Raw genomic sequence first — 22,223 nt, forward strand, 5'->3', positions numbered from 1 at the left:
GTCATTCCAGGGACGCCCGGCCCGTCAGCGAGTGCAGCCTGCTGCGCGCGTGGTCCATGTGCGCGCGTACGACGTCCCAGGCCTCGCCGTGCGCGCGCAGCACCTGCTCGGTCTCCAGGGCGATGCGTTCCTCGCGCACGCGCGCGTCGGCGATGATCTCGGCGGCACGCGCGTGTGCCTCCTCCTGGCTGTGCCGCGCGTACTCCTCGGCCTCGGCCAGGGCCCGCCCGGCGTCGGACAGTCCGGTCTCGGCGCGGTTCATCCGCTCGGCGATCCGGGCCTCCAGCGCGGCAACCCGCCCGGCCTCCTCGCGCTCGGCCCCGGCCCACCGCTCGGCCATCTCCCGGGACTGCGCGGCGAGCATGCCGGCGGCGCGCTGCCGTACCTCGCGCACCTCGGCGAGCACCGCCGAGCGCCCCTCCCTCACCGCGCGCCGGGTGCCGGTGCGCAGGTCGTCGGCCTCGGCGCGCGCGGCCTCCAGCCGGCGGCGGGCGTGTTCGTCGGCCTCCGCGTGCAGCGCGTCCGCCGCCTCCTGCGCCTCCCGCCGTACCCGATCGGCGTACGCCCGCGCGTCCTCGACGTGCTGGTGCGCTTCGCGCCGGGCGCGCTCGCGCAGGTCCGCCGCCTCCTCCAGCACCCGCTGGAACAGCCGGTGTGCGCCCTCGCCGAGCGACTCGTACGTCTGCGGCGGGAGCTGGGCGACGGTCTCGCGCAGCCGCGCGGCCTCCGCCTCCATGTCCTTGGCGAGCACGGTCAGCCGCGCGGCCCGCTCCCAGGCGGCGTCGCGGTCGTCCGACAGCCGTGCCAGGAAGGCGTCGACCTGCTCGGGGCGGTAGCCGCGCCCCCTTGCCGTCACGAAGCCGTGCGGCGACATCGATGCGCTGCCCACCCTGGGAACCCCTCTCCACCGGACGTACACGACAGGATGATTCCGCGCACATCTTGATGGATCGGACATAAACGTTCATAACGCGACACTCCGCAGTCACGTCACGCTCCGAACGCTACGAATCCCCCACACCGGGATCGGCTCACGCCGGGCACACCGGCTCCGAGCACGCCCACCTCGGCGGCGACGACCGGGCGACGACCCGTCACCGAGCCGCTCTCGCACGGCGGACGAGGAGCGGCGGCGCCCACCCGTTCGGCCGACCCGGTCGTGCCCTCCACGCGCGCGTGAAGGGCACGACCGCTCAGTTCCGGTCGGTCTCGGCTACAGCAGGCCGTCCCACATCTGCTCCAGCAGCACCGACCACCAGCTCTCCGGCGAACCCAGCGCCGCCGGGTCCAGCGCGGCCAGCTGCGCCTGGAAGTCGACGGTCCAGCGGCCCGCCTGCTCCTGGTTCAGCCCGAACCGCAGCCGCCACATCCGGCCCAGCAGGGCCAGGCAGCGTGCGAACTCCGGCAGTCCGGTGTTCACGAACTGCGGCGGCACCGGAGCACCGCCCGGCCCCGCCTCGACCGGCACGGCCACGATGTTCGCCGTGCCGTACTGCACACAGATCGCCTTGCCGAAGTCGGTGCCCATCACCAGGTACGAGCCCGCGTCCGCCGCCGGCTGCACCCCGCGCTCGGCCGCCAGCTCCGCCAGCGTCGGCACCGGCCGGCCCGGCTGGGCCTGCGCCCAGAAGAACGGGCCCATGTCCACCGGCAGACCGGCCACCACCAGCGTGTGCGCCACGACCGGCGGCACACCCTGCCGCGACACCGCCTGCTGCTCGAACCGGAAGATCCCCGGCCCGAACGCCGCCGCCAGCTCCTGCGCGATGCCCTCCGGCGGCACCGGCGGCGCGGCCTGCACCGGCGGCAGCGGCGCCCGCACCGGCGCGGGCCGCGCCGGCCCGTCCGCCACCTGGTGCAACTCGCCCTGGTGCGCGAGCAGTTGCTGCATGCCCTGCTGCCGGCTCGCATGATCCGTGCCGTACGGCGCGATGCTCGTGATCCGCGCCTGCGGCCACTGCTCGCGGATCATCCGCGCACAGTAGGCGCCCGGCAGCTCGCACGACTCCAGCTCGGTGTGCAGCTCCAGCACCTGGTCCGGCGGCACGTTCAGCGCTCGCAGCTCGTGGAAGATCTGCCACTCCGGGTGCGGCGTGCCCGGCGCCGAACGCCGGATCAGCTGCTGCTCCGAACCGTCCTGCGCCCGGAAGCGCAGCACCGCCTGATAGCCGGGGCCCACCGTCGGCTGCCCCTGCTGCGGATACCCGTACGCCGGCACCTGCCCCGGCGCGGGCGCTCCCGGCGGCGGCATCGCACCCGGCGGCATCGGCTGCGGCGCACCCGGAACGCCCGGCGGCACACCGGGGACACCCGGCACACCGAGCACGCCGGGCGCGGGCGGCGGCGGGGGCGCGCCGAGGCCGGACGGCGGGGGCCCGCCGGGTACGGGCGGCGGAGGCGCGCCCGGACCGGTCACCGGGGGCCCGGCCAGCACGGTCTCCGCGTGATGCACGGCGCCGCCGGGGGCGCCGGGGGCGGGAGCACCGGGGATACCGGGAGCCGCAGGTGCGCCCGGGGGCTGGGGGGCGCCGGGGATGCCCGGAGGCTGGAGGGCGCCTGGGGCGCCGGGACCGGCAGGGGCGCCGGGACCGGCAGGGGCGCCCGGAGGCTGCGGGGCGCCCGGCACCGGAGGCATGCCCGGGGCACCCGGGGCCGCGGGAGCGCCGGGGACACCGGGACCGGCGGGGGCGCCCGGAGGCTGGGGCGCGCCGGGGGTGCCGGGAGCCGCGGGAGCACCCGGAGGCTGCGGGGCGCCCGGCGCGGGAGGCATGCCCGGGGCACCCGCGCCACCCTGCGCGCCAAAACCACCCTGCGCACCCGGCGCACCAGGAACGCCCGGGGGCTGCGGGGCGCCGCCACCGAGTCGGCCGGGGTCGGCGAACACCGTCGCGGCATGGTGCACATCGCCCGGAGGCGCGGCCGGCGGATTGGGGGCGCCCGGAGCGTTCGGCGCGCCCGGCGCCTGCGAACCGTCCGCGCCCGGCATGCCCTGTCCCTCGGGGCCCTGAGGCCCGAGCGCCGACACGAGCTGCGTCGGCACATACCCACCGCCAGGCGCACCCGGCGCGGGCGGCGGCGTCGCCGCACTACCCGGGCGTGCGCCCGGCGTGCCAGGGGCTCCCGGCGGCGGAGGCGGCGCACCCACACCACCGCGCGACTTCTTCGGCGGCGGCACGGCCTTGCTCGTCGCGGCATCCGCGATGTCCCCCGCGTTCGGCGCGAGCCGCCGCCCCGGCCCGCCCGCGTCCGTCGCAGCCTGCGGCGCACCGCCCGGCGCCTGCGGATAGCCGTACCCCGGAGCAGCCTGCGCGGCACCGGGACCCGGCGGATAGCCGTACGTCGGCACACCCGGGGGCGGCGGAGGCGTGCTGCCCTGCGGCGCACCGGGAGCAGCGGGCGCCGACGGGTACGCGGGCACACCCGGCGCAGGCGTGCCGGGAACCGCCGGCTGCGGCGGATAGCCGTACGGCGCGGCACCGGGCGGAGGCGTACTGCCCTGCGCAGGCCCCGGGGCGGACGGGCCACCCGGCGCGTGCGAAGAATCGAGGGCCGGCGCGACCGCCGTCGGCGGCAACTGGCTGCCCCCCGACATCAGCGCCGTCTTGGCGTCCGGCGCACTGGCCGGCGGCCGCGGAGCCTCGTCGGCATCGCTCAGCGGCGGCGCGAACACCGTCGCCGGCAACGGCACCGAACGGTCGTCCTCACCCGAATCCGCGTTGGTGTCCGTACCGGCCCAGGGCGTCGCCCCCACCGGCGTATCCGCCACGGCAGGCGCGTCCGCGACAGAAGGCACATCCGAAGGAACCGGCGCGCCCGGCCCATCCTGCACCTCACCGGAAGTCGCAGGCGCACTGGAAGTCCCAGGAACGCCGGACCCCACCGGCGCGCCCGCCTGCGTCTGCGGGAGCCCCGCCCCACCGACCGAAGACGACCCCACATCGGACAACCCGGCGCCGGACGACGCCCCCGCGCCGGAGAAATCCCCACCAGCCGAAGACGACCCCCCGCCGGAGGAATCCGCCCCGGAACCCGGACCATCCCCGTCCTGCGTCCCCCGCTCCCCGATGCCCAGTTTGTCCGCCGCCTCCTGCAACCACTCCGGAGGCGTCAGCAGGAACGACGTCTGGTTGAGGTCCACCCGGGCCGCCGCCGGCGCCGGGACCGCGTCCTGCGGCTCGCCGGCACCGCCGTACTCCTCCTCGTACCGGCGGATCACCTCACCCACCGGCAGAGCGGGCCACAGCGTGGCCTCCCCGCTGTCCCGGGCGATGACCAGCCGCTGCGCGCCCGCGTCCGAACGCGGGCCCTCCGCCCGGTCCTCGCCCCACACCACGAAGCCCAGCTCGAACTCCCGCACCCGCACCTCACGATGCTGGTACGCCGGCACATCGCCGTTGATCCACTCCTCGGCGCGCTCCTGCGCCTGCGCGTAGGTCACCATCGCCTGAAGCTCACTCCCCCACCGCACCGGACGACACCGGGACGACCCGCGCGAAACCACCGTCGACCATCAGATGCGCCACCGTCTCCAACTCCGGCGGATTCCCCGCCAGCCGCGACAAGAAGGCGTCGAAATCGTCAGCGCACGGCAGCAGCAGACGCTCCACCCGCTCCGCCGGCGACCACGACGGATCCACGTCCCGCACATCGTCGTACGCGCAGAACCACACCGAACCCAGCCGCTCGCCCTTCACCTTCACCGCGAGCAACCCGCCCTGCACGAAGGCGACACCCAGGTAATCCTTCGTCAGGTGGTCGCGCAGGCACTTGTTGACGTACACCAGGTCGTTGACCGCCGCCTCGTCCCGCACCGTGAAGAACGGCTGGTCCAGCAGCAGACCCAGCTCCGCGTCCAGCGCCGTACCCACCGGCGCGCACCCGCCCGCCGCCTTCAAGAACGAGCGATACGCCCCCGGAAGCCGGTACCCCAGGTCCTCCTCGACCCCCTGCACCTGCGCCTCCGACACCGCCACACCCGACTTCGGCAGCCCGAAATGCGCCGGCCGCGTCTCCTGCAACGGCCGCGTCCCCCGCTTGCCGTGGTCCACCGGCGCCGTCGCCACCCCACCGTGATGCCGCAGCAACGCCTTCACCTCGACCGGAACCAACTCCAGCCGCCGCGTCCCCGCCACGTGATGCCACGTCCAGCCGTGCGGCGTCGCCACATCCGGGACCGTGTCCCACAACTCGTGCCCCGCCGCCGCCAACGCCGCGTTCGCCGACACATAGTCCGTCAGCCGCAACTCGTCGACACCGAAACCCTCCGGCGGCTCGGCGATCTCCACCGCCACACGCGCGTACGGAGAGAAATCCGGGTAACCACGCTCATCGACCCGTACCCCTCTCGGGTGACGCGCCGCCCGCACCGGATCCGGAAAGTGCACGACCTGCCCGGCATAAGCCGCGTTCGGCGGCGCGGCTTGCTGCCCGAGCCGACCTGTCGTCATGGCGGTAGCCCCCTGCGGCGTCATCTCTGGCCTGAACGGCGGTGTCGATCGCGAACGCCGACAGCCTATGCGGTACGCCCACCCCGGTCACCGGCCCACCGCACCCCCGGCCCAGCCCCCCTCCGCACACCGTGACCAGCCGTCACCCCACCGTGACCACCACCCCCGGCCCGGGCGTGTCGCAGCGCCCCAGCTTCCGCACCAGCCACGGCATTTGGCACCCTGTGTCCTTCGGGGGGATGCCCGGGGAGGGAACAACGATCATGAATACCTTGCGAACCGGAGGTACGGACGTGCGGGCCGGCGACCCACGCATCGGCTGGAGCAGCACCGACACACCCCCCGCCCCCACCCTCCGCCACCGCCGCGACGGCATCCTGCCCACCGTCGCCGCCGCCCTCTCCGTCCGCGGCGCCACCCTCACCGGCACCGCCGCCCGCGGCGACCAGCCCCCGCCCCTGCACCCCCTCGTCCAGGACTTCCTCGACACCCTCACCAGCGCCCAACGCGACCGCTTCACCGGCCGCTGCGCCGAAACCATCCTCATCTCCCGCCACCTCACCGCCGCCGACGCCGCCCGCAGCAAACGCGCCGCCCGCAAGCCCATGACCAACGGCGAGGCCCGCAAAGCCCTCAAACACGCCAAACTCACCGCCCGCCGCATACGCGAGGACGGCGACCCCCTCCACGGCAGCTTCGCCACCCCCTGCCGCGCCTGCACCGCCCTCAGCGCCCACTTCGGCGTCCGCATCGTCGACCCCACGGCAACCGACGGCTGAAAACCACCGTCACCCCAAGGACCACCCCGCCGACACGACGGACTAGACGGACGAGACGGACGAACGGCAGATGCACCCCGACCACGCCACCACCCCCAAGCCCCCCGCCCACCACGACCACGCGGCCGGGACCGGGACCACCCCACCCCGCTTCCCCGTCCCCGTCGACGCCGCCCTGCGCACCGCCGGCTGGCAACCCGGACGCTGGGACATCAAACAAGCGGAAATCTGGGCCGACACCCTCCGCGAGCACACCTCACCCGCCGGACACCGGCACACCGTCTTCCCCGCGGCCGTCGAAGCCTGGGCCGAATTCGGCGGCCTCACCATCACCCCCCACGGCCCCGGCCGCCAGATCGCCCCCGCCGCCCTCCACCTCGACCCCCTCCACGGCCTCCACCACGCCCGCACCCTCGGCGACCTCGGCCGCGCCCTCGGCACCGAACTCTGCCCCCTCGGCGAAGAGACCGACACCGCCGCCGTCCTCGCCATCGACACCCAAGGCCGCGTCTACACCCTCGACCACACCGGCGACTGGTACGTCGGCCCCGACATCGACCACGCCCTGACCACCCTCATCACCGGCATGCCCCCCGTACGCCTCACCGCCGGCTGACCCCAGCCCTACGCCGCCGGAATCACCGCCGACACCCGGAAACCCCCCGCATCCGTCGGCCCCGACACGAACACACCACCCAGCGCCACGACCCGCTCACGCATCCCCACCAGGCCGTTCCCACCCGACGGCAACCCCGCCGCCGACGCCGACCCCGGCTCCGGCGGCGGCTCGTTCTCCACCTGCATCGCGATCTCCGACACCCGGTGCGCCAACCGCACATGCGTCTTCGCACCCGCCGCATGCTTGTGGACGTTCGTCAGCGCCTCCTGCACCACCCGGTACGCCGTCTGCTCCACCGCCGCCGCATACGACCGCGCCTCCCCCTCCACCGACAGATCCACGACCATCCCCGCCGCAGCCGACTGCCCGATCAACTCCTCCAGCTCCGACAACGACGGCCCGTCCTCCTCCCCCGCCCGCGACGCCGCAACCGCAGCCGCCTCCCGCACCGCGGCCAACGGCACCCCCGGCACACGCCGGCCCGCATCCTCCCCCGCCCGCAACACCCCCAGCATCTGACGCAACTCCGTCAACGCCTGCCGGCCCATGTCCCCCACCAGCGCGGCATTGCGCACCGCCTTCTCCGGATCCTTCCGCGCCACCGCCTGCAACGCCGCCGCATGCACCACCATCAGACTCACCCGGTGCGCGACCACGTCATGCATCTCCCGGGCGATCCGCGTCCGCTCCTCGTTCCGCGCCCACTCGGCCCGCTCCTCCGCCCGCTCGGCCAGCAGCTGAAGCTCCCGCTCCAGACTGTCCGCCCGCTCCCGCAAGCTCTCCATCAACCGCCGCCGCGCCCCCACATACAGCCCCAGCAGCACCGGCGGCGCCGTCAGCCCCAGCGCCGTCGTCACCGCCGCGAACGGCACGAACCAGTCGCCCAGCGTCAGATCACCCCGCGCCATGCCCTGACGCACCCGCACGAACGTCACCACCGCCGTGCCCACCAGCGACATCCCCGCCAGCGCACCGATGATCCGGCGCGGCACCTCACACGCCGCCAGCGTGTACAGGCCGACGATCCCCAGCAGGAACCCCATCTGCGCCGGCGTGATCGCGATCGCGACCAGCACCACCGCGATGGGCCACTTGCGCCGCACCAGCAACACGGACCCGGCGACCACCCCGAAGACGACCCCCACCGCCACCGGAATACCCGCGTCCCGCGCGAACGGCACGCCCTCCGCACCGCACTCCACGGCCGACACCAGCGCCAGACTCCCGTCCAGCACCGCGCTACGCCATCTGCTCCACCACCACGGCCCGCTCCCGGCCCTGGCGTGCTCTTCCCCCGTCGTGGTCATACCTCCAGCCTACGGGCGACGCCTGCGCCTTTTCCGGTGACTTTCGCCGACCTCCACACGCCGCGATCGGTAACCGAACGCCCTCGAAACCCACCAGAATCACTCGAACTGATGGACCCTTCCCGTTCGACCCCGGAACCGCTCATTCCGGCCAGACGGTATGCCCACGGCACATTCACCCAGCAAATACGCCGACTTCGAGGACCTGCGGGAGAGGGCGGTCGCACTGCGCCGGGCCGGCCTCAACCTACGACCAGATCCAGGTCGAACTGTGCTGCTCCAAGAGTTCGATCTCACTGTGGGTACGGGACCTGCCGAGGCCGGAGCGCAAGCGGAGCCCGGAGGAGGCCGCGAAGATCGCGAGGCGGGGCTGGGAAGCGAAGCTGCGCCTCCGTGACGAGGAGCGACAGCAAACCAAGGAGGCGGCCAAGCGGGCGATCGGAAGCCTCAGCACTCGCGAACTCTTCCTGGTGGGCGTGAGCCTCTACTGGGCCGAGGGAAGCAAGGACAAGCCGTACGACCGCCGCGAGAACGTCACCTTCGTCAACAGCGATCCCGGAGTCATCGCGGTCTTCCTCGCCTGGCTCGACCTCCTGGGGGTGGAGCGCGAGCGCCTGCGGTACACCGTCATGATCCACGAGAACGCGGACGTTGCATGGGCTGAGAGGTACTGGGCCGACCTTGTCGATGCCGACCGGTCCTCCTTCAACAAGACGACCCTCAAGAAGCACAACCCCAAGACGGTTCGCAAGAACACCGGTGAGAACTACCGCGGGTGCCTCGTGATCAAAGTCCTGAAAGGAGCGGACTTGTACCGTCGCATCGAAGGCTCTTGGTACGGCATAGTGTTGGGAGCCGCCCGCCCGATCGGCGAAATGTCCGATTAGGTTGGGTTTGTAATCCCCTGTGGTGTAATAGGCAACACTATCCACTTTGGATGGATCATTCCAGGTTCGAGTCCTGGCAGGGGAGCACATGCTCGGTTCGGGTCCTGACCGGTGTCACCACCGCCAGGGCCCGCTCTCATGCCCCCCAAAACTCCCCCCGGTATCCTGCGGCTGTCATCCCCACTCACCCACAGCCGAAGGGCAACCCCGTGAGCGCCATCCGCCCGGCAGCCGTCGTCGTTCTCGCAGCGGGTGAGGGCACCCGTATGAAGTCGGCCACACCGAAGGTCCTGCACGAGATCTGCGGTCGTTCCCTCGTGGGCCATGTGCTGGCCGCCGCCCGTGAGTTGGACCCGCAGAACCTGGTCGTCGTCGTGGGGCACGCCCGTGAGCAGGTCACCGCGCATCTGAACGAGATCGACCCGGCCGTCAGGACCGCCGTGCAGGCGGAGCAGAACGGCACCGGGCACGCCGTGCGGATGGGGCTGGAGGAGCTGGGCGGGTCCGTGGACGGGACCGTGGTGGTCGTGTGCGGGGACACGCCCCTGCTGACCGGCGGGACGCTCAAGCGGCTCGCCGAGACGCACGCCGCCGACGGCAACGCCGTGACCGTGCTGACCGCCGAGGTTCCGGACGCCACCGGTTACGGCCGGATCGTCCGGGACGAGGCGACGGGTGCCGTCACCGCGATCGTGGAGCACAAGGACGCCTCCGACGCCCAGCGGTCGATCCGGGAGATCAACAGCGGGGTGTTCGCGTTCGACGGGCAGTTGCTGGCGGACGCGCTGAAGAAGGTGCGGACGGACAACAGTCAGGGTGAGGAGTACCTGACGGACGTGCTGGGGATCCTGCGGGAGGCCGGTCACCGGGTGGGCGCCTCGGTGGCGGGCGATCACCGGGAGATCGCCGGGATCAACAACCGGGTGCAGCTGGCCGAGGCGCGCCGGATTCTGAACGACCGGCTGCTGACCGCGGCGATGCTGGACGGGGTGACCGTGGTCGATCCCGCGTCCACCTGGGTGGATGTGACGGTGACCTTCGGGCGGGATGCCGTGGTGCTTCCGAACACGCTGCTGTCGGGGTCGACGCACATCGGTGAGGGTGCCGAGGTGGGGCCGAACAGCCGGCTGAAGGACACGCAGGTGGGTGCGGGGGCGCGGGTGGACAACACCGTGTCGGACGGGGCCGTGGTGGGGGCCGAGGCGTCCGTGGGGCCGTACGCCTACCTCCGTCCCGGCACCCGGCTCGGCACCAAGGGCAAGATCGGGACGTACGTCGAGACGAAGAACGCCAGCATCGGTGAGGGCACGAAGGTGCCGCATCTGTCCTATGTGGGTGATGCGACGATCGGTGAGTACACGAACATCGGGGCGGCGAGTGTGTTCGTGAACTATGACGGAGAGCACAAGCATCACACGACGGTGGGCTCGCACTGCAAGACGGGTTCGGACAACATGTTTGTGGCTCCTGTCACGGTCGGGGACGGTGCGTACACCGCCGCCGGGTCTGTGATCACAAAGGATGTGCCGCCCGGTTCGCTGGCCGTGGCCCGTGGTCAGCAGCGGAATATCGAGGGTTGGGTGGCTCGGAAGCGTCCGGGGAGCGCGGCGGCGAAGGCGGCCGAGGCGGCGTCCCGGAGGGGCGAGAACGAGGACTGACCGGAAACGGGTGCGTCAAAGTCGGCGTACCGTGATAAGTGCACATCCGCACGCGTGCACCCGCACCCCCTACCAGCTGATATGGCCTCTCTTGTGCTGTCGGGAGGCTGTGTGAGCAGTCGGCTGGCTGAGACAACCTCTGAGGAGACTGTGCTGTGACCGGGATCAAGACGACCGGCTTGAAGAAGTTGATGTTCTTCTCCGGCCGCGCCCACCCCGAGCTTGCCGAGGAGGTCGCCCAGCAGTTGGGTGTCGGGGTCGTCCCGACGAAGGCCTTCGACTTCGCGAACGGTGAGATCTATGTCCGCTACCAGGAGTCGGCTCGTGGTGCGGATTGTTTCCTGATCCAGAGCCACACGGCTCCGATCAACAAGTGGATCATGGAGCAGTTGATCATGATCGACGCGCTGAAGCGTGCTTCGGCTCGTTCGATCACGGTGATCGTGCCGTTCTACGGTTACGCGCGGCAGGACAAGAAGCACCGGGGGCGTGAACCGATTTCGGCGCGTCTGATCGCGGATCTGATGAAGACGGCGGGTGCGGACCGGATCCTGACGGTGGATCTGCACACGGATCAGATCCAGGGCTTCTTCGACGGGCCGGTGGATCATCTGTTCGCGCTGCCGCTGCTGGCGGACTACGTGGGCCAGAAGGTGGACCGGGACAAGCTGACGGTGGTGTCGCCGGACGCGGGCCGGGTGCGGGTGGCGGACCGGTGGTGTGACCGGCTGGGTGCGCCGCTGGCGATCGTGCACAAGCGGCGTGACAAGGACGTGGCGAACCAGGTGACGGTCCACGAGGTCGTGGGTGAGGTCAAGGGCCGGGTGTGTGTCCTGGTGGACGACATGATCGACACCGGTGGCACGATCTGTGCGGCGGCGGACGCGCTGTTCGCGCATGGTGCGGAGGACGTGATCGTCACGGCGACGCACGGTGTGCTGTCGGGTCCGGCGGCGGACCGGCTGAAGAACTCGCGGGTGAGTGAGTTCGTGTTCACGAACACGCTGCCGACGCCGGGGGAGCTGGGCCGGGATCTGGACAAGATCACGGTGCTGTCGATCGCTCCGACGATCGCGAGTGCGGTGCGTGAGGTGTTCGAGGATGGTTCGGTGACGAGCCTGTTCGACGAGCAGTGAGGTTTCTGCACCGGCTGCGCTGACCGCGGCTGAAGATCGTTTTGGGTACGGCCTCCCCCTCCGAGTAGACTGCTGCAGTTGCTCGGCGAGGGAGGCCGTACTCGTGTACGGCGGTCCGTTATCGACGCGCTCTTCGTAGCAGGCCGTTCGTGGCCGGGTGACCACGTCCGTTCCGAGTTCCTACGAGGAGTGATCATCATGTCCGAGGTGAAGCTCGCCGCCGAGACCCGTACCGAGTTCGGCAAGGGTGCGGCCCGTCGCATCCGCCGTGACAACAAGGTGCCGGTTGTTCTCTACGGCCACGGCACCGACCCGGTGCACCTGACCCTGCCGGGTCACGACCTGCTGCTGGCGCTGCGTACGCCGAACGTCCTGATCTCCCTGGACATCGACGGCAAGTCCAACGAGCTGGCGATCCCGAAGGCCGTGCAGCGCGACCCGCTGAAGGGCTTCCTGGAGCACGTCGACCTGCTGCTGGTCAAGCGCGGTGAGAAGGTCACGGTCGAGATTCCGGTGCACGCCGAGGGCGAGCTGGCCCCGGGTGGCAACCTGCTGGAGCACGTCCTGTCCGCGCTGCCGGTCGAGGCCGAGGCGACCCACATCCCCGAGGCCCTGACGGTCTCCGTCGAGGGCCTGGAGGCCGGCGCCTCCGTCCACGCCAAGGACATCACCCTGCCGCAGGGTGTCTCCCTGGCCGTGGACGAGGACGCGGTCGTGCTGCAGGTCCTGCAGGCGCAGGCCGAGGAGACCGCGGGCGAGGCCGCCGAGGAGGGCGAGGAGGCGGCCGAGGCCTGATCCTCGACCGTCGTCGTCATCGGTTCAGCCGCCGCTGCCCCTCGCGGGCAGCGGCGGCTGGCGCGTATCAAGGAGAGATGGACGTGACCACCCCCGCCAGCACTGATCCCTGGCTGATCGTCGGGCTCGGCAATCCCGGGCCGGAGTACGCCATGAACCGGCACAACGTCGGTTTCATGGTGGTGGACCTGCTCGCGGAGCGGATCGGGGGGAAGTTCAAGCGGGCGGGCAAGGCGCAGGCGCAGGTTCTGGAGGGGCGGATCGGTCCGGCGGGGCCGGGGAGCCGGCGGGTGATCCTGGCGAAGCCGATGTCGTACATGAATCTGTCCGGTGGTCCGGTGAACGCGCTGCGGGACTTCTACAAGGTGCCGGTGGGGAACGTCGTGGCGGTGCATGACGAGCTGGACATCGACTACGGGACGCTGCGGCTGAAGCTGGGCGGCGGCGACAACGGGCACAACGGCCTGAAGTCGATGACGAAGGCGATGGGTTCGGACTATCACCGGGTGCGGTTCGGGATCGGGCGGCCTCCGGGTCGTATGCAGGTGGCGGACTTCGTGCTGAAGGACTTCTCGTCGGCGGAGCGCAAGGAGCTGGACTACCTGGTGGACCGGGCGGCGGACTCGGTGGAGTGTCTGGTGACGGAGGGTCTGGAGCGGGCGCAGAGCGCGTACAACTCCTGACATGTGCTGGTACGGCGGGCGGGCGAGTTGACCGGTCGTGGCCCTATGGCCAATGATCCCGGCCATGCCTGCCTCAGCCACCTCTGCTCGCCAGGCGTCCGTGACCGCGTTGCGGTTCGGGCGGGTCGCGGCGATGGGCGCGGTCGCCGCGCTGATTGTGTTCGCGGGGGTGTGGGGTTCGTGGGGGACCGCGCAGCACGTGATGCTGACGAAGGGCCGGGAGCAGGGCACGGTGCGGGTGACCGCCTGCACGGGGGACACGTGCACGGGTGCGTTCACGCCGGTGTCGGCGGGGGCGCGGGCACGCGCGCGCGTGGAGCTGGCGAAGTCGGTGGCGGTGCGCAAGGGGCAGACGTACGACGTGGTGCTGAAGCCGGGTACGGCGGTCGCGGTGCGTTCGGGCCCGGCGGGGATTCTGTACGCGTGGGTGCCGTTGGGCGGTGCGTTGCTGCTGGCCTCGGTGGTGGTGGCCGGCGGGTTGCGGCTGACGCGGGTGGCGTGGGTGCTGGCGGGGTGTGGTGTGGCGTTGCTGACGGGCGCGTTCGTGGCGGTGTCCGCCGGTTCGTGAGGCAGCGCGCCGGTGGGGGCTGGCAGGTGTTGTCTGTTCGTGATTGACGTTGGGTCAGCGGGGGATGGAAGCTGAGCCGCCACCCCCACTTCTTCCCCCATCAGCAACATGAAGAGTGGACCGCCTCATGCGTACCCCCACCCGCGTCGGCGCCGTGTGCGCCGTCGCTGCGGCCGCCGTGTTCACGGCGCCTTCCGCTCATGCGACCGCGCCCGGCGACAACGGCACGGTCAAGATCCACGATGCCTCGACCGGCGCGGAGTTGCGCCGGAACGAGCCGCATGTGTGCACGTTCTATCTGGACGCCTTCGGTTTCGACGGTGGCCAGCAGGTGTCCTGGCACATCGATTCCTGGGCGCCGACGGCCGGCGTCAAGGGCGAGACGGTGAAGTCCGGTTCGATCGTCCTGGACGGCGCGGGTCATGGCCGTACGGAGGATCTGTCGCTGCCGGACGGGCACTACAAGCTGTTCTGGAACTTCGCCGGTGAGAAGAGCAAGGCGGCGAAGCACAAGGTGTTCTGGACGGACTGCTCGTCCCCCGAGGGCGGCACGGGGGCGTCGGCGTCCGCGTCCCCGTCCGCCCCGGCGTCCGCGTCGGCGTCGGCCGGGTCGTCCGCGTCGGCCGCTGCGTCGGCTTCGGCGTCCGCCTCCGCCGGTGGTGCCGTCCCGTCGGCGTCCGCCTCGGCGCAGGGCGGTGCGGGCGGGGGTGACCTGGCCGAGACCGGCAACGGCGTCCCGGTGGGCGTGCTGTCGGGTGTCGCGGCGGCGCTGGTCGCGGGCGGCGGTTTCCTGGTGCTGCGGCGCCGGAAGGCGGCCCGGGGCTGACCGGAGCCCGTGGACGAGGCGGTGCCCCCGAGCAGCGAGGCTCGGGGGCACCGTCGTAGTGCCGTCCCCGGCGGGTCAGCCGGTGTTGCGCAGGCCGGCCGCGACGCCGTTGACGGTGAGCAGCAGGGCGCGGGAGAGCAGCGGGTCGGGCTGCTCGCCGGCCGCGGCGGCGTCGCGCTGGCGCTTGAGGAGGGTGACCTGGAGGTAGCTGATCGGGTCGAGGTAGGCGTCGCGGATGGCGAAGGTCTGCTTCAGGACGGGCTGGTGGTCCAGGAGTTCCTTCTCACCGGTGACGCGGAGCACCTCGGCGACGGTCAGTTCGTGTTCGGCCTTGATGGTGTCGAAGACGTGCTTGAGGTCGTCGGGGACGAGGGTGTCGACGTAGTGCTGGGCGATGCGCAGGTCGGTCTTCGCGAGGGTCATCTCGACGTTGGAGATGAAGTTGCGGAAGAAGTGCCACTGCTGGTGCATCTCGTCGAGGACGGTGTCGAGGCCGGTCTCGCGCAGGGCCTTCAGGCCCGAACCGACGCCGAACCAGCCGGGGACGATCTGCCGGGACTGGGTCCAGCCGAACACCCAGGGGATGGCGCGCAGGCCGTCGAGCGAGACGCCGGAGCCGGGGCGGCGGGAGGGCCGGGAGCCCAGGTGCAGGTCGGCGAGCTGGTCCACCGGCGTCGACGCGAGGAAGTACGTCGGCAGGTCGGGGTCCTCGACGAGGCGGCGGTAGGCGGCGTGGGCGGCGTCGGAGACGACGTCCATGGCGGCGTCCCAGCGGGCGAGGGCCTCGGTGGACTGGCGGGGGGCGGTGTGCAGGGCGGAGGCCTGCAGGGTGGCCGCGACGGTCAGTTCCAGGTTCTCCCGGGCGAGGGATGGGATGAGGTACTTGTCGGAGATGACCTCGCCCTGCTCGGTGACCTTGATCTCGCCTTCGAGGGTGCCCCAGGGCTGGGCGAGGATGGCGTCGTGGGAGGGGCCGCCGCCGCGGCCGACGGTGCCGCCGCGGCCGTGGAAGAGGCGCAGCCGGACGCCGTAGCGGTGCGCCACGTCACGCAGGCGCCGCTGGGCGCGGTGGATCTCCCACTGGCTGGTGGTGATGCCGCCGAACTTGGAGGAGTCGGAGTAGCCGAGCATGACCTCCTGGACGTCGCCGCGCAGCGCGACCAGGCGCCGGTAGGACGGGTCGGAGAGCATGTCCTCGAGGATGGTGTCGGCGGCGCGCAGCTCGTCGGTGGTCTCCAGCAGCGGCACGATGCCGATCCTGGCCCAGCCGGCGTGCAGGTCGACGAGGCCGGCCTCGCGGGCGAGGACGGCGGCGGCGAAGACGTCGTCGGCGCCCTGGCACATGGAGATGATGTAGGACTCGACGACCTCGGGTCCGAAGACCTCCAGGGCGCGCTTGACGGTCTGGAAGACGCCGAGGGTCTTGGCGCCGGCGGCGTCCACGGGGGCCGGGCTGGGGGCCAGCGGCCTTCTGGAGCGCAGTTCCTTGGCGAGGAGCTTGGCACGGTACTCGCGGGGCATGTCGGCGTAGCGCCAGGACTCCTCGCCGAGGCGGTCGAAGAGCTGGCCGAGGGCGTGGTGGTGGGCGTCGGCGTGTTCGCGGACGTCCATGGTGGCGAGCTGCAGGCCGAAGGCGGCGAGGGTGCGGATGGTGCGGGCGAGGCGTCCGTCGGCGAGGAGGGCGCCGCGGTGCTCGCGCAGGGAGGTCTGGATGATCCGCAGGTCGGCAAGGAGTTCGCTGGTGCCGAGGTAGTCGCGGCCCGGCTCGTGCGGGGTGCCCTTGGCGAGGCGCTGCTTGGTGTTCTCCAGCTTCTGCCGGATGCAGGTGGCCTTGAGCCGGTAGGGCTCCTCGGCGTTGAGGCGCTTGTAGCGGGGGCTGATCTCGGGCAGCCGCTCCAGGTCGGCCTTGAGGGACTCCAGGAGTTCTTCGGTGGCGCCGGCGTAGCGGATGGAGTTGGAGAGCAGGCCGCGCAGTTCGTCGATCGTCTCCAGGGCGTCGTTGATGCCGTGTTCGTGCTGGAGGATCAGGACGTCCCAGGTGACCTGGGGGGTGACGTTGGGGTTGCCGTCGCGGTCGCCGCCGATCCAGGTGCCGAAGGTGAGGGGGCGGGTGTCGTCGGGGAGCTTGACGCCGACGCGTTCCAGTTCGGCGGTCAGGTCCTCCAGGACGTCGCCGACGGCGTTCGCGTGGAGCTCGTCGAGGTAGTAGATCGCGTTGCGGGCCTCGTCGGCGGGCTCGGGGCGTACGACCCGCAGCTCGTCGGTCTGCCAGACGAGGTCGATGTTCTCGGCGAGGCGGACGTCGTGGCGGCGGCGGTCGGAGCCCTGGACCGGGGCCTCCAGGAGCGCGGCGATGCGCCGGAGCTTGTTCAGCACCGAGCGGCGCGCGGCCTCGGTGGGGTGCGCCGTGAACACCGGGCGGACGTTCAGGTTCTGGACGGTCTGCTTCAGGTGCTCCGGGTCGGCGTCCTTCAGCCGGTCCGCCGTACGGGCGAGGAGGCCGCCCTCGGCGGCGCGCCGGGCGCGCAGTTCGCGGCCGCGGTGCACCTGCTCGGTGACGTTGGCGAGGTGGAAGTAGATGGAGAAGGCGCGGACCAGCTTGGCCGCGGTCTCCAGCTCGGTGCCGCGCAGCAGCTCGGCGGCGGCCTCGCCGTCCTCGCGGGTGAGGCGGCGGACCTTCTCGACCAGGTCGAGGAGCTCGGGTCCTTCCTGCCGTACGAGGGTCTCGCCGAGGAGATCACCCAGCCGGCGGATGTCGGCGCGCAGCTCGCTGCTGGTCGTGGTGGTCTGGTCGTCGGCACTGCTCACAGGTGCGGCTCCTTGCAGTGTGGAAGCTCGTCTGGAGGGAACCCGGCCGGCTGCCGCGGCGGCGGGTGCCGCATACGGGCCGGAGCGTCCGGGAAGGAAACTTCAGCGGACCGCGCTGTCCGACCGAGTTCAAGGATAGGTGTCGATGGGGACGCGCAGGCTCCGGGGCTCTTGCCGCCGCACGACACGCTGCCATACTTACGACGCCGTAGGTTACGGAACCGTAGGGAAGGGCCGTCCACTCCCGTGCGGTTCCGCTCGCCCGGCGCCTGCCTCGACCCTCGACCCCACAGGGGACGCGCATGACCTCAAGTTCCGACGTGATCGAAGAAGCCCGTAAGGCCACCGACACCTCCACCCCCTCCGCCACACTGGGCGGCGAGCAGAAGCGTTCGATCGAACAGATCACACTGCTCCTGTTCATCGTCGTGCCGTTCGTGGCACTCGTGGCGGCCGTGCCGCTGGCCTGGGGCTGGGGGGTGAGCTGGCTCGATCTGGGCCTGCTGGTCTTCTTCTACTTCCTGGGGTGCCACGGCATCACGATCGGTTTCCACCGGTACTTCACCCATGGCTCGTTCAAGGCCAAACGGCCCCTGCGGATCGCGTTGGCGGTCATGGGGTCGATGGCGGTGGAGGGGCCCCTGGTGCGCTGGGTGGCCGATCACCGCAGGCACCACAAGTTCTCCGACGCCGAGGGCGACCCCCACTCGCCGTGGCGGTTCGGGGAGACCGTTCCGGCGCTGATGAAGGGCCTGTGGTGGGCCCACATCGGCTGGATGTTCGACGAGGAGCAGACTCCGCAGGACAAGTACGCGCCGGACCTGATCAAGGACAGGGCGATCCGGACGATCTCCCGCCAGTTCGTCCTGTGGACGATCGTGTCCCTGGGGCTGCCGCCGCTGATCGGCGGTCTGGTGACGATGTCCTGGTGGGGCGCGTTCACGGGGTTCTTCTGGGGTTCACTCGTCCGGGTGGCGTTGCTGCACCATGTGACGTGGTCGATCAACTCGATCTGCCACGCGGTGGGCAAGCGGCCGTTCAAGTCGCGGGACCGTTCGGGCAACGTGTGGTGGCTGGCGGTGCTGTCGTGCGGCGAGTCCTGGCACAACCTGCACCACGCCGACCCGACCTCGGCGCGGCACGGTGTGATGCGCGGCCAGATCGACTCCTCGGCGCGGTTCATCCGGATCTTCGAGCTGCTCGGCTGGGCGTACGACGTGCGCTGGCCGTCACGCTCGCGTATCGATTCGCGCCGCAGCACCGGTGATGACGGCTCCCGGCGCCGGAAGGAGACCGCGAAGGCGGCATGATTGACGCCGTGGCGACCGACTCCAGCAGCACCTCCAGCAACGAAAAGCCGCGGCGGACCCGCCGGACCCGTATGACCGGTGCCGAGCGCCGCCAGCAGCTGCTGGAGATCGGTCGCACCCTCTTCGCGGCGAAAGGTTTCGAAGGCACCTCGGTGGAGGAGATCGCGGCGAAGGCCGGGGTGTCCAAGCCGGTGGTGTACGAGCACTTCGGCGGCAAGGAGGGCCTGTACGCGGTGGTCGTGGACCGCGAGATGCGCCGCCTGCTGGACATGGTGACCAGCTCTCTGACGGCCGGGCACCCGCGTGAGCTGTGCGAGCAGGCGGCGTTCGCGCTGCTGGACTACATCGAGGAGTACACGGACGGCTTCCGCATCCTGGTCCGCGACTCCCCCATCCCGCAGTCCACGGGCTCCTTCGCCTCGCTGATCTCGGACATCGCGACGCAGGTGGAGGACATCCTGGGCCGCGAGTTCAAGTCCCGCGGCTTCGACCCGAAGCTGGCCCCGCTGTACGCGCAGGCGCTGGTCGGCATGGTCGCGCTGACCGGGCAGTGGTGGCTGGACGTACGCCGCCCGAAGAAGGCGGAGGTCGCCGCCCATCTGGTGAACCTGGCGTGGCACGGCCTGGACGGGCTGGAGCAGAAGCCGCGGCTGATCGGGCACCGCAAGAGCTGACCGGGCCGGATTACCCGGCCGGCTCCAGGAACTCCAGCCGGTTGCCCACCGGGTCCTCGGAGTAGAAGCGCAGGTGGCCGGGGAGGTTGTCGTCCCAGGTCACCGGTGCGCCCCTCGCGGCGAGCCGGGCCGCGTACGCCTCGATGCCCGTCACCCTCAGCCCCGGGTGGGCCTTCTTCGCCGGGCGCCAGTGACATTCTCCGCCGCCGGCGGGGGCGTCCTCGACGCCCAGGTGGAGCTGGACGGCGCCCGCCTGGAACCAGCAGCCGCCGCGTGCCGCCAGTGCCGGTGGTTTCGGGATCTCGGTCATGCCCAGGACGCCGGCGTAGTACGCCCGCAGCGCGTCCTCCGATCCGGGCGGGGCCGCCAGTTGCACATGGTCCAGCGCGGTGATCATGCTCAGGCTTCCTTCACGGCGACGGCGAACAGGCGGCGGAAGGGCAGGACGGTGCCGTACGGCGCGCTCGGGTAGGCCTGCCGCAGCAGGTCCCGGTACTCGGCGAGGAACCGCTCCCGTGCCTCGGGGTCGCCGGCGAGGGCGGTCAGCGCGGGCCTGAGTCCGGTGCCCTTCACCCAGTCCAGGACGGGGTCCTCGCCCTCGAGGACGTGGAAGTACGTCGTCTGCCACACGTCGGCCGCGCAGCCCAGGCGGGCGAGGCGGTCCAGATAGGCGCCGGGGGTGTGCACGGAGTCGGTGCGGCGCAGCACGTCGGCGAGGCGGGCCTTCCAGCGGGGGGTGGCGGCCAGTTCCCGCATCAGGGCGTGCAGCGGGGCGTCGATGTTGTCCGGTACCTGGAAGGCGAGGGTGCCGCCGGGCCTGAGGCCGGCGATCCAGTCGGCGAAGCGGTCGGCGTGCCCCGGCACCCACTGCAGGGTCGCATTGGAGACGATCAGGTCATGCGGCTCCTCGGGCGCCCAGGTGCGGACGTCGGCGTGGGCGAAGTCGAGCCGTCCGCCGCCGGCCGTGGGGCCCTCGTGCTCGGTGTGGGCCCGATCGAGCATGGCGGGCGAGTTGTCGTAGCCGGTGACGTGGGCGGCGGGCCAGCGTTCGGTGAGTTGCGCGGTGACGTTGCCCGGGCCGCAGCCGAGGTCGGCGATGCGGGGCGCCGGGGTGGGCAGGGCGGGGACGCGGGCGAGGAGGTCGGCGAAGGGACGGGCCCGGTGACCGGCGTGCCGCAGATACTGCCCGGGGTCCCAGATGGGGGTCGTCATGGCCACCACTCTCCTCTCCAATTTCTCTCGATGTCAAGAGACTTGACATCAAGAGACTTCACGTCGACACAACCACTACACTGATCTCCATGGAGGACGAGGTCGATCGGCTGGTCGCAGCGTGGCGCCGGGAACGTCCGGACCTCGACGTGGAGCCGCTGGAAGTGCTCAGCCGGGTGAGCCGGCTCGCCCGGCATCTGGACCGTGCCCGGCGGCTCGCCTTCGCCGAGCATCAACTGGAGCCGTGGGAGTTCGACGTGCTCACCGCGCTGCGGCGCGCCGGCACGCCGTACCAGCTCTCCCCCGGCCAGCTGCTGACGCAGACCCTGGTCACCTCGGGCACGATGACCAACCGGATCGACCGGCTGGCCAAGAAGGGCCTGGTGGAGCGGCTGCCGGACCCGAGCGACCGGCGGGGCGTGCTCGTCCGGCTGACCGACACCGGCCGGGACCGCGCGGACCAGGCGCTGGCCGGCCTGCTGGAGCAGGAGCGGGCGATCCTCGGCGAGCTGTCCCGCGCCCAGCGGGCGGAACTGGCCGGGCTGCTACGCCAGTTGACCGCCCCGTTCGACAACATCCCCGGTTAGGTCGGCCGGTCCGACCCCCGCGCGGCGGGCGAGGGCGACGGCGGCCAGCGTGGAGTGGACGCCCAGCTTGCCGAGGACGTTCTGCATATGGGTGCGCACGGTGTGCGGGGAGAGGAACAGCCGCTCGGCGACGGCCTTGCGGCCCAGCCCCGCGACCATGCAGCGCAGCACCTCCCGCTCGCGCGGGGTGAGGGACTCCACCAGCCGCTCGCTCTCGGTGCGGTGCCGGCGGGCGGCCGTCATCTCCTTGAGGACGCCGGTGAGCAGCGCGGGCGGCAGATGGGTCTCGTCGCGCAGCACGCCCCGGATCACCGTCAGCAGCCGGGACAGCGAGCAGTCCTTGGCGACCCACCCGGAGGCGCCGGCCTGCAGCGCGAGCGCGGCGCGCCGGGAGTCGTCCTTCTCGGCGAGCACGACGATCCGCACGCCGGGCTGTGCGACGCGCACGCCCGCGACCAGTGAGATCCCGTCGACGAGGCCTTCCTCGTCGTCCTGCACGGGCACGGCCGGACGGCCGCCGGGCACGGTGCCGCCGAGGTCGGCGTCGACCAGCAGCACGTCGAAGCGGCGGCCCTCCGCGGCCGCCCGCTCCAGGCAGCGCAGCGCGGCGGGGCCGCTGCCGGCGGCGGAGACCTCGACGTCCGGCTCGGCGGCCAGGGCAGCGGCGAGCGACTCGGCGAAGATGCGGTGGTCGTCGACGACCAGGACTCGGATACGAACCACGAAACCCCTCCCGGACCGGGCCTGGTCCTGTGGAGAACGAGACGCCGCGCGGACACGGCACCCACGGAAGAGGTCATGCGCCGCACGGCCGCCGCCGTCGCGGACACAGATACCCCACCGCGGGCGCCGTACCCGCCTGTCTCGCCCCCTGATCAGCACCGGCCCCCACCGGCGCTGCTCCTCAGAGTACGGATGGCGGCACGC

At 71.7% G+C, this 22,223-nt stretch carries 19 protein-coding genes, 1 tRNA gene and 1 pseudogene; 13 read left to right on the forward strand and 8 right to left on the reverse strand.

Annotation, left to right across the window (positions count from 1 at the left end; all coding sequences use genetic code 11):
• Position 1: 1 nt before the first annotated feature.
• The 3 genes from AB0950_RS30685 to AB0950_RS30695 all read right to left on the reverse strand — a co-directional run bounded on the left by AB0950_RS30685 (position 2) and on the right by AB0950_RS30695 (position 5,447).
• Positions 2–889 carry a DivIVA domain-containing protein gene (locus tag AB0950_RS30685; RefSeq protein WP_360157967.1) on the reverse strand — a complete coding sequence of 296 codons (888 nt, stop codon included), beginning with the start codon at positions 887–889 and terminating at the stop codon, positions 2–4.
• Between the two features lie 324 nt (positions 890–1,213).
• Positions 1,214–4,441 carry an SUKH-4 family immunity protein gene (locus tag AB0950_RS30690; protein WP_366779878.1) on the reverse strand — a complete coding sequence of 1,076 codons (3,228 nt, stop codon included), beginning with the start codon at positions 4,439–4,441 and terminating at the stop codon, positions 1,214–1,216.
• A 10-nt stretch (positions 4,442–4,451) separates the two neighbouring features.
• On the reverse strand, positions 4,452–5,447 hold the full coding sequence (locus AB0950_RS30695; protein ID WP_360157973.1) for an SMI1/KNR4 family protein: 996 nt from the start codon (positions 5,445–5,447) through the stop codon (positions 4,452–4,454).
• A gap of 263 nt (positions 5,448–5,710) precedes the next feature.
• Between AB0950_RS30695 and AB0950_RS30700 the strand changes: the two genes are divergently transcribed.
• Both AB0950_RS30700 and AB0950_RS30705 read left to right on the forward strand, forming a co-directional pair.
• Positions 5,711–6,226 (forward strand): YwqJ-related putative deaminase, encoded by a 516-nt coding sequence (locus tag AB0950_RS30700; RefSeq protein ID WP_360157976.1) that lies wholly within the window; start codon positions 5,711–5,713, stop codon positions 6,224–6,226.
• A 70-nt stretch (positions 6,227–6,296) separates the two neighbouring features.
• Positions 6,297–6,842 (forward strand): SUKH-3 domain-containing protein, encoded by a 546-nt coding sequence (locus AB0950_RS30705; RefSeq protein WP_366779879.1) that lies wholly within the window; start codon positions 6,297–6,299, stop codon positions 6,840–6,842.
• Between the two features lie 8 nt (positions 6,843–6,850).
• Here AB0950_RS30705 and AB0950_RS30710 read toward each other — a convergent pair whose 3' ends face one another.
• Positions 6,851–8,152: a histidine kinase gene (locus tag AB0950_RS30710; protein ID WP_366779880.1), complete on the reverse strand. Its 1,302-nt coding sequence runs from the start codon at positions 8,150–8,152 to the stop codon at positions 6,851–6,853.
• A gap of 160 nt (positions 8,153–8,312) precedes the next feature.
• Between AB0950_RS30710 and AB0950_RS30715 the strand changes: the two are divergent.
• The 8 genes and pseudogenes from AB0950_RS30715 (at position 8,313) to AB0950_RS30750 (ending at position 14,705) form a co-directional block, all read left to right on the forward strand.
• Positions 8,313–9,039: pseudogene (locus AB0950_RS30715) on the forward strand (hypothetical protein).
• A 13-nt stretch (positions 9,040–9,052) separates the two neighbouring features.
• A tRNA-Gln gene (locus tag AB0950_RS30720) sits at positions 9,053–9,124 on the forward strand.
• A 124-nt stretch (positions 9,125–9,248) separates the two neighbouring features.
• Positions 9,249–10,697: a bifunctional UDP-N-acetylglucosamine diphosphorylase/glucosamine-1-phosphate N-acetyltransferase GlmU gene (glmU, locus tag AB0950_RS30725; protein ID WP_360157985.1), complete on the forward strand. Its 1,449-nt coding sequence runs from the start codon at positions 9,249–9,251 to the stop codon at positions 10,695–10,697.
• A gap of 155 nt (positions 10,698–10,852) precedes the next feature.
• Positions 10,853–11,833 (forward strand): ribose-phosphate diphosphokinase, encoded by a 981-nt coding sequence (locus AB0950_RS30730; RefSeq protein ID WP_360157988.1) that lies wholly within the window; start codon positions 10,853–10,855, stop codon positions 11,831–11,833.
• A 198-nt stretch (positions 11,834–12,031) separates the two neighbouring features.
• Complete coding sequence (locus AB0950_RS30735; RefSeq protein WP_360157991.1) at positions 12,032–12,628, forward strand: 50S ribosomal protein L25/general stress protein Ctc; 597 nt, start codon at positions 12,032–12,034, stop codon at positions 12,626–12,628.
• A gap of 77 nt (positions 12,629–12,705) precedes the next feature.
• Positions 12,706–13,311 (forward strand): aminoacyl-tRNA hydrolase, encoded by a 606-nt coding sequence (gene pth / locus AB0950_RS30740; RefSeq protein WP_360574727.1) that lies wholly within the window; start codon positions 12,706–12,708, stop codon positions 13,309–13,311.
• A gap of 52 nt (positions 13,312–13,363) precedes the next feature.
• Positions 13,364–13,879, forward strand: coding sequence for a hypothetical protein (locus AB0950_RS30745; protein WP_360157997.1), 516 nt, complete (start codon positions 13,364–13,366; stop codon positions 13,877–13,879).
• Positions 13,880–14,006: 127 nt separating this feature from the next.
• A complete protein-coding gene (locus AB0950_RS30750) occupies positions 14,007–14,705 on the forward strand; it encodes an LPXTG cell wall anchor domain-containing protein (RefSeq protein WP_366779881.1) in 699 nt (232 codons plus the stop codon).
• A gap of 75 nt (positions 14,706–14,780) precedes the next feature.
• On the opposite strand, the gene ppc is transcribed toward AB0950_RS30750, so the two are convergent.
• Positions 14,781–17,513, reverse strand: a complete 2,733-nt coding sequence (ppc, locus tag AB0950_RS30755) for a phosphoenolpyruvate carboxylase (RefSeq protein ID WP_360158003.1) — start codon at positions 17,511–17,513, stop codon at positions 14,781–14,783.
• Positions 17,514–17,815: 302 nt separating this feature from the next.
• Between ppc and AB0950_RS30760 the strand changes: the two genes are divergently transcribed.
• Entirely contained in the window at positions 17,816–18,823 is a 1,008-nt protein-coding gene (locus tag AB0950_RS30760) for an acyl-CoA desaturase (RefSeq protein ID WP_360158006.1), read from the forward strand.
• Entirely contained in the window at positions 18,820–19,497 is a 678-nt protein-coding gene (locus AB0950_RS30765) for a TetR/AcrR family transcriptional regulator (RefSeq protein ID WP_360158009.1), read from the forward strand. The genes AB0950_RS30760 and AB0950_RS30765 overlap by 4 nt, the downstream gene beginning before the upstream one ends.
• A gap of 10 nt (positions 19,498–19,507) precedes the next feature.
• On the opposite strand, the gene AB0950_RS30770 is transcribed toward AB0950_RS30765, so the two are convergent.
• Positions 19,508–19,894: a VOC family protein gene (locus AB0950_RS30770; protein ID WP_360158012.1), complete on the reverse strand. Its 387-nt coding sequence runs from the start codon at positions 19,892–19,894 to the stop codon at positions 19,508–19,510.
• A gap of 2 nt (positions 19,895–19,896) precedes the next feature.
• Positions 19,897–20,709: a trans-aconitate 2-methyltransferase gene (locus tag AB0950_RS30775; RefSeq protein ID WP_366779882.1), complete on the reverse strand. Its 813-nt coding sequence runs from the start codon at positions 20,707–20,709 to the stop codon at positions 19,897–19,899.
• Positions 20,710–20,798: 89 nt separating this feature from the next.
• Between AB0950_RS30775 and tamR the strand changes: the two genes are divergently transcribed.
• Positions 20,799–21,296, forward strand: coding sequence for a MarR family transcriptional regulator TamR (tamR, locus tag AB0950_RS30780; protein ID WP_031169761.1), 498 nt, complete (start codon positions 20,799–20,801; stop codon positions 21,294–21,296).
• Here tamR and AB0950_RS30785 read toward each other — a convergent pair.
• Positions 21,255–22,019 (reverse strand): response regulator transcription factor, encoded by a 765-nt coding sequence (locus AB0950_RS30785; RefSeq protein WP_366779883.1) that lies wholly within the window; start codon positions 22,017–22,019, stop codon positions 21,255–21,257. The genes tamR and AB0950_RS30785 overlap by 42 nt on opposite strands.
• Between the last annotated feature and the right edge of the window lie 204 nt (positions 22,020–22,223).

The organism is Streptomyces sp. NPDC007189, from assembly GCF_040703635.1.
In the GTDB taxonomy this organism is placed as follows: domain Bacteria; phylum Actinomycetota; class Actinomycetes; order Streptomycetales; family Streptomycetaceae; genus Streptomyces.